The following is a 12,899-nucleotide window of genomic DNA, read 5'->3' as shown; positions in this document are numbered from 1 at the left end:
TTAATCGTTTGAGCTAATGTCTGCGTTGTCTTCTTCGCCGCCTTCTTCGCCGTCAGCACCAAAAGAGACAATTTCATATTTACCGCTCTTAGAAAAGTACAGGTAAGGATTGCCCCAAGGGTCGATAGGTAGCTTTTTCATATAACCACCAGACTTATAGTTTTTAGGCTCAGGGCTTCCTGATGGCTTAGACACTAATGCTTCTAGACCTTGAGAAGTAGATGGGTAACTAAAGTTATCAAGTTTATAAATATCTAAAGCTTGAGAGATGTTTGCCATTTCCGCTTTGGCTGTTTTGACACGAGCCGCCCCTGCCTCTCCAATGATATTAGGGGCAACCATAGCCACAAGGCCTGCTAAAATGGCTAGCACTACCATTATTTCAATTAAGGTAAAACCTGATTGTCTTTTCATTATTATTTCCTTTTTTGTTATCCAATCATTTGATTCATATTTAAAATTGGTAGCATAATTGCTATCACAATTAACACTACCACCCCACCCATTACTAATAGCATGATAGGTTCAAACATACTGACTAATGTTGTAATGGTGTTTTGTAAATCTGTTTCCTGATTTTTAGCGGTACGCTCTAGCATAGAGTCAAGCTCGCCACTGGATTCGCCGCTGGCAATCATATGTAACATCATAATGGGAAATACACCCGTTTCTTTTAGCGCTTGATGAAGACTGCCACCTTCGGTTACCTGCTGGCAAGCAACGGTTAGCTTCTCTTGAATAATGACATTACCTACTACTTGGCCAGCTATTTTCATGGCCTCAACAAGAGGGACACCACTTGAATTTAAGATAGCTAACGTACTAATAAAGCGTGAGGTATTAAAGCCTTTAACCATTTTGCCAATAAACGGCATATGGATCATTGCATGATGATATTTCTTTTTAATGTGATCTTTTTTTATCGCCCATAAAAAACCAAATATGGTACCTGAAAATACAATGATAAGTTTTATCCAATGGTCCACTAAAAAGTCACTGGAATTAATCATCACCTGCGTAAGTGTAGGTAGTTCTTGACCGTTTTTAACAAAAACTTCGACAATGTCAGGCACTACAAGCGTCAACAATAAAACCACAATACCAATTGCAACTACGCACAAAATAATGGGATATACAGCCGCTAATTTAATTTTTTGTTGATTAACTTGACTGACTTCCATGTAATCAGCCAGTCTGACCAAAACAGTATCAAGGTGTCCTGCGTGTTCACCAGCAGCGACGGTTGCGCGATACAGCATTGGGAAAGCATAATCGTATTCGTTTAGTGCATTAGCAAGGCTGTGCCCTTCTAAAACTTTAGAGCGAATAGATAAAATCATAGATTGAATGCGTTTTTTTTCTGTTTGCTCGGCCGTTGCCTTTAGGGCTTCTTCAATTGGCAATCCCGCACCAATTAAAGTGGAAAGCTGGCGCGTTAACATAGCTAAATCAGCAACAGAAATGGCTCGTTTAAAAAGTTTGCTGAATGGCTTTTCAGAGTTTTGATTAGACGTACTTTGTTCAACCGAGACAGGCATAAGCTGCTTATCACGTAGTTGCTGGCGAACCTGCCTTGGGCTATCGGCTTCGATGACCCCTTTCTTTTGTCTGCCATTGGCGTCTAAGGCTTTGTATTCAAATGCTGCCATGATTACGCCTTAGTTACTCGTAGTACTTCTTCTAGGGTGGTTTCCCCTTCGATGACTTTTTGCAAGCCGTCTTGCTGAATGCTATTGCTTTGTTTACGGGCATGGCGATTAAGCTCTATCTCTCCAGCGCCGTTATGTATAAGGGTCTTCATATCATCGTCAATCTCGATGATTTCATATATACCACGTCGGCCTTTATAGCCAGAGCCGCCACATTCAGCACACCCACCGGCATGATAAATCGTTGTTTTTGCATCTTGTGCAAAACCCAGCAACTCGTTTTCTGCTTCATCTGCTAAATACGGCGTTTTGCATTCGTGGCACAAGGTACGTACAAGACGCTGGGCAACCACACCTACCAAGCTAGAGGCCAATAGGAATGGCTCAACCCCCATATCCTGAATACGAGTTACAGCACCTACGGCTGTATTGGTGTGCAATGTAGATAAAACCATGTGGCCAGTTAATGACGCTTGTACTGCTATTTCTACAGTTTCTCGGTCACGAATTTCGCCAATCATAACAACATCTGGGTCTTGGCGAAGTATGGCGCGAAGACCACGAGCAAAAGTCATGTCTACTTTAGTATTTACCTGTGTTTGACCGATGCCAGCAAGACTGTATTCAACAGGGTCCTCTACCGTAAGAATATTACGTGATTTGTCGTTTAGTTCGCTTAATGAGGCATATAGGGTTGTTGTTTTACCTGAACCAGTAGGTCCAGTTACTAAGATAATGCCATGAGGTTTATGAATGATATTCAAAAGACGCTTGAGGTTATCACCTTTCATGCCCAACTGGCCCAGATTTAAGCGGCCTGCTTGCTTGTCCAATAATCGCATTACAACACGCTCACCATGGCTAGATGGCATAGTTGATACCCGTACATCTACCTCTCTGCCTGCCACTCTTAATGCTATGCGCCCATCTTGTGGTATGCGTTTCTCAGCAATGTCTAACTTAGACATAACTTTAATACGGCTAACTAACAAGGGGGCTAATGCTCGTCTTGGCTCTAACACCTCTTGTAATACGCCATCTACGCGAGAGCGCACAACCAAGCGTTTTTCAAAGGTTTCTATGTGAATATCGGAGGCGTTACGTTTTACGGCATCGGTTAATATGCCGTTTATTAGGCGCACAATAGGTGCGTCATCTTCTTGTTCTAGAAGATCGGAGGTTTCGTTAATAGCATTGGCTAAGCTAGCAAGGTCAAGGTCTTCGCCTAGCTCCTCCATGGCTTCACGGCTATCGGCGGATTCTTGATAGATGCGAGCTAACTGGGTATCGAAGTCATCATCTGATACAGCTTCAAACTTAACAACTCCCGGAAGCACGCGTAGGCACTCAGTAAAAGCTTGATTCGGCGTAGTTTCTTTATGCCAAACAAGGTATGAGTTATCGGGCTGATTTTGGGCCACTAGGCCAAAGCGTTTTGCAAACCCGTAAGGTAGGCGCTCAGGTGACGTTTTAACTTCAACAGATTCCACTTCTACTTCACTTATTATTATCGGGATCTAATAGACTGCTAGTGTACAGCCAAGTTTCATTTTTTTGAAACGAACTATTACCATTATACCAACTAAATACGCGGAAAATATAACAAACACAAAAAAGCCCGGATAAACCGGGCTTTTTTGACGAGTAAGACAACTATTAAAGCTTGCTATCTAGCTCTGGAATGGCTTCAAATAAATCAGCCACTAGGCCATAGTCAGCCACTTGGAAGATAGGCGCTTCTTCGTCTTTGTTGATAGCAACAATGACTTTAGAGTCCTTCATACCTGCCAAATGCTGAATAGCACCAGAGATACCAACTGCAACATATAGGTTTGGTGCAACGATTTTACCCGTTTGACCAACCTGCATGTCGTTAGGTACGAAACCAGCATCAACTGCTGCACGAGATGCACCTACACCAGCGCCGATCTTATCAGCTACCTTGTAAAGCATTTCAAAGTTATCGCCATTTTGCATGCCACGACCACCAGAAATGATGATATCAGCAGACGTTAGCTCAGGGCGATCAGATTTAGCTAGCTCTTCACCAACAAAAGCAGAAATGCCCTTGTCAGCAACAGCATTGCCAGCTTCAATAGCAGCAGAACCGCCTTCAGCTGCAACCGGATCAAAACCAGTTGCACGAACAGTGATTACTTTCACTGCATCGCTAGATTGAACGGTTGCAATGGCGTTACCTGCATAGATAGGACGCTGGAACGTATCTGCAGAAACAACTGCAACGATCTCAGAGATCATATTTACATCTAGCAAGGCAGCCGTACGAGGTAAGAAATCCTTACCTGTGGTTGTAGCAGCAACTAGGATGTGGCTATAGCCTTTACCTAATTCAGCAACTAGATCACCCATAGGCTCACCAAGCTGCTGAGCGTAAGCTGCATCATCAACAAGGATTACCTTGCTTACGCCTTCAGCTTTTGCAGCTGCATCGGCAGCAGCTTGACAACCTTGGCCAGCAACCAATACATCAATATCACCACCAATCGCTTTAGCGGCAGCGATTGTGTTTAAAGTCGCACCCTTAAGGGTAGCGTTATCGTGTTCAGCAACAACTAATATACCCATTACAGCACCTTCGCTTCAGTCTTAAGTTTTTCAACTAGTTCATCAACGCTTGCTACTTTAATACCAGCAGAACGCTCAGCAGGCGGCTCAACTTTAACTAGAGTTTGAGTAGATTTGATTTCTACACCAAGATCAGCAGCAGACACTACTTCTAATGGCTTACGCTTAGCTTTCATGATGTTTGGTAGAGAAGCATAGCGAGGCTCATTCAAACGAAGGTCAGTAGTAACGATTGCAGGCAGAGTTAAACCTACAGTACGAAGACCGCCGTCGATTTCACGAGTAACATTCACTTTGTCGCCATCAACCGCAACTTCAGAGGCGAAAGTACCCTGAGGCATACCAGTTAATGCACCAAGCATTTGACCAGTTTGGTTGTTGTCGTTATCAATAGTTTGCTTACCAAGAATAACTAGTTGAGGTTGTTCTTTTTCAACAATGGCTTTAAGTGTTTTAGCAACAGATAAAGACTCTAGTTTTTCTTCAGTTTCTACTAGGATGCCGCGATCAGCACCTAATGCAAGAGCAGTACGAATTTGCTCTTGAGCAACTTTAGGCCCAATGGAAACAACAATAATTTCAGTGGCTACACCTTTTTCTTTAAGGCGTACCGCTTCTTCTACTGCGATTTCACAAAATGGATTCATGGCCATCTTAACGTTGGTCAGATCAACGTCAGAATTATCAGCCTTAACGCGCACTTTTACGTTGTAATCAATTACACGCTTAACAGCTACAAGAACCTTCATAGATTCCCCGTCAAGTTGAGTGGATTTAAGAAAGTAGAACGACTTATTTCTCGGAAAAATTATCAGCCGCCTACAAGGGGGTGCATATATTGAACCTAAATAACTATAAGGTCAATAAACACCACCAAGTTGACGATTTAATAAGCAGTCGATATTAAAGTTCTACTTAACGATACATTTGTGGGAAGAGATTCTATTCAAACGCGCGTTTGAATGCTAGTCTGATTATGACGATTTGTTATTTAATTAGTTATAAATAGCCAATCCCCTATTTTTCACTCGGCCATTAAATTTGGCGAAACCCAAGTAAATCAGTATACTACGGCGAATTTTTTGGCTCATTTGGCCGCATTTTAATCACAGCCCACACTTAGAAACGGCTGAGTTAGCTTGAGATAACGAGGAGAGTTCAATGGAACGCGAAGCGATGGAATATGACGTCGTCATTGTTGGCGGTGGACCGTCTGGCCTATCAACAGCCATTCGTCTTATGCAACTTGCACAAGAAAAAGGTCAAGAATTAACTGTCTGTCTAGTAGAAAAAGCAGCAGAAGTAGGCGGCCATATTTTATCAGGTGCTGTCATTGAAGATCGTGCACTTGCTGAGCTTTTCCCAGACTACAAAGAAATGGGCGCACCTCTTAACACCCCAGTTAAGCAAGATGAAGTTTACTTTTTCACTGGTGAAGAAAAGAGTTTTAAATCTCCAAACTGGATGATCCCCAAGCCAATGCACAATGATGGCAATTATATTGTCAGCCTTGGTAATGTTGTTCGTTGGTTAGGCGAGCAAGCTGAAAACCTAGGGATTGAAATTTACCCAGGCTTCGCAGCAGCGGAATACATCGTAGAAAACGGCCAAGTAAAAGGCATTATCACTGGCGACATGGGTGTAAGTGAAGCTGGCGAGCAAACTGAAAACTACATGCCTGGCATGGAGCTTCGCGGTAAATACACTATCTTCGCAGAAGGCTGTCGCGGTCATTTAGGCAAACAACTTATTAATGAGTTTAAGCTTGATGAAGGTAAAGATGCACAGCATTACGGCATCGGTATCAAAGAGCTTTGGGATGTTAAGCCAGAAAACCACAAAGAAGGCCTAGTAATACACGGCGCTGGCTGGCCTTTAGATGAATCAAACTCTACAGGCGGCTTTTTCCTTTACCACACGGAAAACAATCAAGTGGTTGTTGGTCTAATTACCGACCTTGCTTACTCTAACCCGCACGTAAGCCCATTTGATGAATTTCAACGTCTTAAGCATCACCCAGTACTGAAGCAGTATCTTGAAGGTGGCAAGCGCGTATCTTATGGTGCTCGCGCCATTACTAAAGGCGGCTTAAACAGCTTACCTAAAATGACCTTCCCGGGTGGTTTGATTGTTGGTTGTGACGCAGGCACTTTGGACTTCTCAAAAATCAAAGGCACACACACTGCTATGAAGAGCGGTATGATTGCTGCAGAACAGGTGATTGCTGCTATTGAGTCAGGTCGTGCAAATGACGAACTAACTGAATACACAGAAGCATTTGAAGCATCTTGGGTGTACAAAGACCTACACAATAGTCGTAACTTTGGCCCAGCCATGCATAAATTCGGCATGTTCTTAGGTGGTGCATTTAACTATGTTCACCATAATATCCTGCCATTACCATTTACACTGCATGATACCACTCCAGATTACGCGACACTTAAGCCTGCAGCTGAGTGCAAGAAGATCAATTACCCTAAACCAGACGGTGTAATTAGCTTTGCCAAACTGGACTCTGTATTCATTGGTAACGTTAACCATGCTGAAGATCAGCCATGTCACTTACGCCTTACAGATGCCAACATTCCATTAGGGAAGAACCTTCCTTTATATGATGAGCCTGCGCAGCGTTACTGCCCTGCAGGGGTTTATGAAATTGTTGAAAATGAAGCCGGTGAACAGCGCTTCCAGATCAACTCTCAAAACTGTGTACACTGTAAAACATGTGATATTAAAGACCCAGCTCAAAACATCACCTGGGTAACACCAGAAGGTTCTGGCGGTCCTAACTATCCAAATATGTAATTTCAGACAATAAAAAAAGGAGCCAGTGGCTCCTTTTTTATATGCAAAACAATTAAGACAGGCTTAATATATAACTGCTCATTATTTGTTCCCCGTGGAACATATTTTAACCAACTAACCTATTTGATGCAGCTCCCCTGCACTTTCAACCATATACCTACCATCTTTAGCTAAGGCACTCGATGCCAAATCATAATAAACGTTGCGATTTAATCGAGCGAACATTCCTGCTCTAACATGAACTTTTGGAGCCTCGTGAGCATCAATCTCTAAATTATGCGCAGAAGAAATTACTAATTCATCACCTGTATTCGTAATCAGTTCAATGTTTTGACCCATCTCTGTGGTGATATTATTGGAAAGAACAGCAACAAAGGGTTGATCTTCTACCTGTATGCGCCATTTCTCTACTGGCGTAACCAAGAAGTATTCACCTCCTTCGTACTTTAAGATAGTACTGAATAGCCGCATAAGTTTCTCACGAAGAATTGGATCACCTTCGTGAAACCACTTACCATTTTTATCAATGCGAATATCAATATCACCACTAAAATCAGGATGCCACTGATCAATCGGTGGCAACTGAGACGGCATGTCTAAAAAACGCCCTAACTGCTGACTTAGTACAGTCAAATCCATTAAAGACCTCGCTGCCATTCCTGACGTAAACGAATTCGATCAGGCTGATAAAGAGCGGTATTAATCTGCTCAAGCATGTCGGCTTTATTTCGCCCTAATACACCCTTCAAGGGTAGATAGTTACTGGCATGATCACTACGAAATATTGTTTTTTCCAACTCAAGATGTTCGATAAAGTGCTTTAACTCTAGGAATAATCCTGTTTGATCCATCAAGGACCAATCCTGTTTAAATCCTTCCTTGAAGCGCTCCTCCCCCTGCGGGAAGCTAACCACTAAGGTTGAAAGGTATTCAGGCTGGGTTTCATTCATCAACTTAGCACTATTGATGGCATGCTGCTCAGTATATTTAGGGCCACCCAAGCCATTTAGAATCATCACTGAAGACCTTAAACCCGCGGCTTTTATTTTTAATAATGCATCACGCTGGGTTTCATAGGTTTCACCTTTATTAACAAACTCAAGAATTTGAGTGTCACCTGACTCACAACCTACATATAAAATATCCAAACCCAGTTCTTTAAGCTGAGCTAGATCCTCCACTGATTTTTTGTAAATATTTCGCGGCAGACAATAGCTCGATACACGCCTTACTTGCGGTAAGTGTTTCTTTATCATCTCAAGAATCGAAACTAGTTTGCGCATAGGCAGTACCATAGCATCACCATCAGCTAGAAAGACCTTGTTAAATGGATAGCCAGCTTGTGCAACTTTGATTATATCTTGCTCGATATCTTCTTCTTTTCGAGCTTTGAACTTCTTTTGTTCTTCTGTATACATCTCACAGAATGTACATTTATTCCAAGAGCAGCCATTGGTTACCTGTAAAATAAAAGAACGAGCTTCGCTTGGGGGTCTAAATACGGGTTCTATATAAGAAATCATGATTTCACCTCATTAATTCTTCTATTTTCGCATGCTTGGCCCAGTAACAGCAATTTTGTTCGATTTATTAATAAAATGGCTGAGCTTATTAGTTCAAAATGATAAAATCCGCGGCTTAATTTTGGGGGTGTTATGAGTCAATTTATACTTGGTCAAAGATGGATCAGCTTATCAGAGCCAGAATTAGGCCTTGGCTTAGTAACCAATATTGAAGGCAGACGCGTTACCCTTGATTTTCCTTTGGTCGAAGACAACCGTGTATACTCTATTGGCAACACCCCTCTTATACGTTGTATTTTTGCAGTAAATGACCGAATTCAATTGATCTCTGGCATTGAGGCAAACATCATCAGTGTGAATGATGAATCAGGCATTATTCAATATCAAATTAGTGAATTCTTATGGGCAGAAGAAGAAGATATCGCGCCAAACCAAGGTAAAGTATCTCCAGTTGACCGATTAAAAGCTGGGCAAATAGGCAGCTTTAAATGGAGTAACCTGTATCGTCGCTTACTTGAGGCGTACACCCATCAGCAAGGCTTAATGTGTCACGGCTTTGTTGGGCCCAAAATCAACATCATTCCCCACCAATACGATGTTGCCCAGCAAATTTTAAATATGCCATTACCAAGGGCATTATTAGCTGATGAGGTAGGCCTAGGTAAGACCATCGAAGCTGGTTTAGTAATCCATCAACTTGTGGCATCTCAGCGTGCTCAGCGTATTTTGATTTGCGTGCCGTCCTCTCTGGTCAATCAATGGCTTGTTGAGATGAAACGAAAATTTAATTTAGATTGCACACTAATTGACGATGAGTTTTGCGCAGAGCAATCCAGTCAAAATCCTTTTGATCAAGTTCAAATAGCCTTATGTAATTTTGACTGGCTCACTCACTCTCAATATCTAGATCAGGCTCTACTTGCTCAATGGGATATGATGGTAGTAGATGAAAGCCATCGTCTACAATGGCAATCAAAAGCCTATCAATCAGCATTAGCCTTATCAAAAGTTAGTGTGGGGGTTTTACTATTAACCGCCACACCAGAACAGCTAGGTGTAGAAAGTCACTTTGCACGATTACATTTATTAGATCCCTTGCGCTTCCCTCAGCTTGAACAATTTTTAGATGAAGAACAAAAATATGGCACGGTTAGTGAAATTGTAGAGTCCATTGAACAAGATGGTTTAGCAGTATCACTCCCGCTTATAGAAAAATTAAATGACGAAAAATTAAATGTTTACGCCACAACAATCCTAGAGAATGAAAAATCAGAATCTGATTTTATAGACTGGATGGCGGATCGCTATGGTACTGGAAGAATGGTTTACAGAAATACTCGTCGTAGTATTTCTGGTTTTCCTTTGCGTCACAGTGAGTTCTACCACCTAAAGGAAATAGATACCTTAGATTGGCTGATTGACTGGCTTCCAAGCATAGAAGACAAAAAGATTTTAATTATTTGTCATAGCGCAGAAACCGCACAGAAGATTTCTGAAAACATAAACCAAAGAACATTAATTCAATCTGGCGCTTTTCATGAGCATTATTCATTAATTGAGCGTGACCAAATAGCCGCACGCTTCACTGAAGATGATGGCATTCAAATATTAGTTTGCAGCGAAATTGGTGGTGAAGGACGCAACTTCCAACACGCTCAGCATCTTGTGTTATTTGACCTGCCAGAACACCCAGACTTAGTTGACCAGCGCATTGGTCGACTAGATAGGATTGGTCAAGGTAGTGATATTTATATTCATATCCCAGTGATCTCTGGAAGCAAACAGTCAAGACTGGCTGCACTGTATCATCACGGCTTTGATATGTTTAGTCAGCCAAATCCTGCTGCATCTCCAATATTTGAAGCCTATGGTTATGAAATCGAAGATATGCTTGATACGGGAGAGAACGCTGAAACGGTTATCATGCAGGCTCAACAAGCTAGCAAGCAGCTCCTCGAAGAAATCGAACAAGGCCGCGACCGCTTACTCGAACAGCATTCATTTCAAGAAGATCGTATCAGTAAACTCATAGACTCAATTAATGAATCAGACAACAACAATGACAAACTTAAGCAGCTGGTATTAGATATATTTGACAATGGCCATATAGATACCGAGCCCACTGGTAATAACAATCTAATTATTGGTCCGCAAGAAAACTGCCCATTCTCTTTCATTAATAGTCTTCGCGATGAAAAAGCAACGGTTACGTTTGATCGCCAACAAGCCTCCATAAGAGAAGATTTAGAGTTCATCTCATGGGACCACCCTTGGATTAAAGGTATTATTGATGACCTAGAAGCAAGTGGAGATGCGTTCACGTCATGTGCTTTGTTTAGCAACCCAGAATTCAAAAATGGCCAGATATTTGTAGAAACACTTTATCAAGTTAAAGCAGAAGGGCCGGGGCGACTTGAACTCAATCGTCATTTAACCCCAGAACTAAGACACTATGTGATTAGCGAAGAGTTAAAAAATGTTACACGCATATTGGATTTAAATAGTATGCGAGCTAATAGTGAACTAATTTCTAAAGATATGGCCAGAGAAGTAATCCAAATGAAGCTGCAGAACATCGACAATGCCGCTTTATTAAGTGAAAAACTTGCTGCACATACATCCAAAGAGCATATCGAAAACGCAATCAACAACCTAAGTGATAAAAGCGCCCAAGAGCTTGAACGATACAAGTCACTTGAAATATCACCAGGAAGTTATCAGTTAGAAATTGACACACTTACAAAAAACACAAAAGAAGCCACTGAGTTTTTAAGTGCAACCAAACCAAAATTGTTATCTATGACACTTTGGATTAACTTTAATCAATAAAGCGTAAAAGGCCGCAATTGCGGCCTTTTATGTTGGATTTATTTGGTATCTCATGAAGGCATTGATAGCGCTTTATCAGAAACAATAATGCCATTGTTGTCAGCATAAATGAATTGCCCCGGCTTGATTTCGACACCAGCAAACTTAACTGGCACATTTATCTCACCAATGCCTTTCTTTTCTGTTTTTCTCGGATTGGTAGCCAGAGCCTGAACACCTAAATTAGTTTCCATGATGATATCTACATCACGAATACATCCATAAATAACCAAGCCTTCCCAACCGTTTTTTGCCGCTTTTTCAGCCAACATATCTCCTAGCAAGGCTGCACGCATAGACCCACCACCATCAACCACCATAACTTTCCCGGTGCCGGGCTTGTCCACATTTTCTTTTACTAGGGAATTATCTTCATGACACTTAATGGTCACGACTTCACCGCCAAATGACTCACGTGCACCATAATTACTAAACATAGGCTCTAATACTTCAACTTCTGGGTACTCATCGCACAAATCTGGTGTTAAATATTGAGTCATTGTTTTAACCTCTTTCGTTTTTTAAAGTTTCAATCCACTCTCCGATTTTTGGCCAAACATCATTTGCCGCATCGGAGCTTTTTAATAAATCGGTATAGCCGTAATTTCTTGAGAATCCCTGCTCTTTGGATAATAAAACAATCGTGGCATCCTCAGAGATGGCAAACGCTAATTTTCGGCATGCTTTAACTGGGTTGGCGCCATCATCTTTGCCACTAAAAGATAAAACTGGAGTTGATAGGTTATTCAGCCCACTCCAGAATGAGTTACCTGCTTTAGATTTCCAGCGACTAAGTAACCCAGACCACCTTAGCTGCTCAAGAAGTACGCCCTTTGGCTCCGCCTCTGGGCCGATTTTTGGGCAAACATTCAATTTTCTGAAGAACTGTCTGATTCTTTTAATACTACGTAAAAATGGCACATAATAAGAAATAGGAAAGCTAGATACTTGTGTATTAAGCAAGCATACACCTAATACATCGTTTGAATGCAAGCTCTTATTAGCCAAAGATGTCGCGATAGCAATACCCCCTGCCCCTTGCCCTAACCAAATAGCTTCAAATGGGTTTTGCTCACTTATAAACTGCTGCGCCGCACTTAAATCGTATTGAGCGTATGCCTCAATTGTATTTTTGTCATAGAGGTTATTAACAGGGCTATCGCCATGCCCTCTAAACTCAAGCATCCAAGGATCAAAACCAAGCTCCAATAAAAAAGCCGCTAGGCCATTTAGATCCTGATCAAGCCAGCAACTTCTATTTTCATAAAGCCCATGGAGCAATACAACCGGCACACCTTGCTTGCTTTGATCTGAATCTGCATACCCCAAACGGGAAAGTGCAACTTGTGCCGTTAGATCGGGACTGTTGTTTGGCTTTAATAGATAAGTGTCTTCTATGTATTTAGAAGACAACACCTCAGCTCGCATCAATGCAACCGGAAATAAAGTGCTGCTACTTTTCATTTAA

Annotated in this window: 11 protein-coding genes; 2 read left to right on the top strand and 9 right to left on the bottom strand. The window is 41.7% G+C overall.

Translation table 11 applies throughout. The annotated features are described in order from the left end of the window. The 5 genes from gspG to ABWV45_RS00760 form a co-directional block, all read right to left on the bottom strand. Positions 1-414, bottom strand: a complete 414-nt coding sequence (gene gspG / locus ABWV45_RS00780) for a type II secretion system major pseudopilin GspG (protein WP_353347698.1) — start codon at positions 412-414, stop codon at positions 1-3. A 17-nt stretch (positions 415-431) separates the two neighbouring features. Further along, positions 432-1,649, bottom strand: a complete 1,218-nt coding sequence (gspF, locus tag ABWV45_RS00775) for a type II secretion system inner membrane protein GspF (protein WP_353347696.1) — start codon at positions 1,647-1,649, stop codon at positions 432-434. 2 nt (positions 1,650-1,651) lie between these two features. Then, on the bottom strand, positions 1,652-3,139 hold the full coding sequence (gene gspE / locus ABWV45_RS00770) for a type II secretion system ATPase GspE (protein WP_353347694.1): 1,488 nt from the start codon (positions 3,137-3,139) through the stop codon (positions 1,652-1,654). A gap of 166 nt (positions 3,140-3,305) precedes the next feature. Then, positions 3,306-4,235, bottom strand: a complete 930-nt coding sequence (locus tag ABWV45_RS00765) for an electron transfer flavoprotein subunit alpha/FixB family protein (protein WP_353347692.1) — start codon at positions 4,233-4,235, stop codon at positions 3,306-3,308. Then, the gene (locus ABWV45_RS00760; protein ID WP_353347690.1) at positions 4,235-4,984 is read right to left on the bottom strand and encodes an electron transfer flavoprotein subunit beta/FixA family protein; all 750 of its coding nucleotides are present in this window, start codon (positions 4,982-4,984) and stop codon (positions 4,235-4,237) included. The genes ABWV45_RS00765 and ABWV45_RS00760 overlap by 1 nt, the downstream gene beginning before the upstream one ends. Before the next feature lie 412 nt (positions 4,985-5,396). On the opposite strand from ABWV45_RS00760, the gene ABWV45_RS00755 reads away from it, so the two are divergent. Continuing rightward, entirely contained in the window at positions 5,397-7,040 is a 1,644-nt protein-coding gene (locus ABWV45_RS00755; RefSeq protein ID WP_353347688.1) for an electron transfer flavoprotein-ubiquinone oxidoreductase, read from the top strand. A 114-nt stretch (positions 7,041-7,154) separates the two neighbouring features. Here ABWV45_RS00755 and ABWV45_RS00750 read toward each other — a convergent pair whose 3' ends face one another. Beyond that, entirely contained in the window at positions 7,155-7,679 is a 525-nt protein-coding gene (locus ABWV45_RS00750) for a DUF1285 domain-containing protein (protein ID WP_353347686.1), read from the bottom strand. Beyond that, the gene (locus tag ABWV45_RS00745; protein ID WP_353347684.1) at positions 7,679-8,563 is read right to left on the bottom strand and encodes a radical SAM protein; all 885 of its coding nucleotides are present in this window, start codon (positions 8,561-8,563) and stop codon (positions 7,679-7,681) included. Before ABWV45_RS00745 ends, ABWV45_RS00750 begins: the two co-directional genes overlap by 1 nt. 132 nt (positions 8,564-8,695) lie before the next feature. Here ABWV45_RS00745 and ABWV45_RS00740 point away from each other — a divergent pair, with 132 nt between their 5' ends. After that, positions 8,696-11,392 carry an SNF2-related protein gene (locus tag ABWV45_RS00740; protein ID WP_353347682.1) on the top strand — a complete coding sequence of 899 codons (2,697 nt, stop codon included), beginning with the start codon at positions 8,696-8,698 and terminating at the stop codon, positions 11,390-11,392. 50 nt (positions 11,393-11,442) lie between these two features. Here the strand turns inward: ABWV45_RS00740 and rraA are convergent, their stop codons facing one another. Together rraA and ABWV45_RS00730 are read right to left on the bottom strand one after the other, a co-directional pair. Beyond that, positions 11,443-11,931 (bottom strand): ribonuclease E activity regulator RraA, encoded by a 489-nt coding sequence (rraA, locus tag ABWV45_RS00735; protein WP_353347680.1) that lies wholly within the window; start codon positions 11,929-11,931, stop codon positions 11,443-11,445. A gap of 4 nt (positions 11,932-11,935) precedes the next feature. Beyond that, the gene (locus ABWV45_RS00730) at positions 11,936-12,895 is read right to left on the bottom strand and encodes an alpha/beta hydrolase (protein ID WP_353347678.1); all 960 of its coding nucleotides are present in this window, start codon (positions 12,893-12,895) and stop codon (positions 11,936-11,938) included. Between the last annotated feature and the right edge of the window lie 4 nt (positions 12,896-12,899).

Source organism: Oceaniserpentilla sp. 4NH20-0058 (assembly GCF_040371755.1).
GTDB lineage: Bacteria > Pseudomonadota > Gammaproteobacteria > Pseudomonadales > Oceanobacteraceae > Bermanella.
Note: the sequence above shows the minus strand (reverse complement) of the source record. Positions and strands in the feature narration are given on the sequence as shown.

What these genes read in the sequence shown, in the direction of transcription:
- gspG (WP_353347698.1), bottom strand. Translation starts at nt 414, where the DNA reads ATGAAAAGACAATCAGGTTTTACCTTAATTGAAATAATGGTAGTGCTA.
- gspF (WP_353347696.1), bottom strand. Translation starts at nt 1,649, where the DNA reads ATGGCAGCATTTGAATACAAAGCCTTAGACGCCAATGGCAGACAAAAG.
- ABWV45_RS00765 (WP_353347692.1), bottom strand. Translation starts at nt 4,235, where the DNA reads ATGGGTATATTAGTTGTTGCTGAACACGATAACGCTACCCTTAAGGGT.
- ABWV45_RS00760 (WP_353347690.1), bottom strand. Translation starts at nt 4,984, where the DNA reads ATGAAGGTTCTTGTAGCTGTTAAGCGTGTAATTGATTACAACGTAAAA.
- ABWV45_RS00755 (WP_353347688.1), top strand. Translation starts at nt 5,397, where the DNA reads ATGGAACGCGAAGCGATGGAATATGACGTCGTCATTGTTGGCGGTGGA.
- ABWV45_RS00750 (WP_353347686.1), bottom strand. Translation starts at nt 7,679, where the DNA reads ATGGATTTGACTGTACTAAGTCAGCAGTTAGGGCGTTTTTTAGACATG.
- ABWV45_RS00745 (WP_353347684.1), bottom strand. Translation starts at nt 8,563, where the DNA reads ATGATTTCTTATATAGAACCCGTATTTAGACCCCCAAGCGAAGCTCGT.
- ABWV45_RS00740 (WP_353347682.1), top strand. Translation starts at nt 8,696, where the DNA reads ATGAGTCAATTTATACTTGGTCAAAGATGGATCAGCTTATCAGAGCCA.
- rraA (WP_353347680.1), bottom strand. Translation starts at nt 11,931, where the DNA reads ATGACTCAATATTTAACACCAGATTTGTGCGATGAGTACCCAGAAGTT.
- ABWV45_RS00730 (WP_353347678.1), bottom strand. Translation starts at nt 12,895, where the DNA reads ATGAAAAGTAGCAGCACTTTATTTCCGGTTGCATTGATGCGAGCTGAG.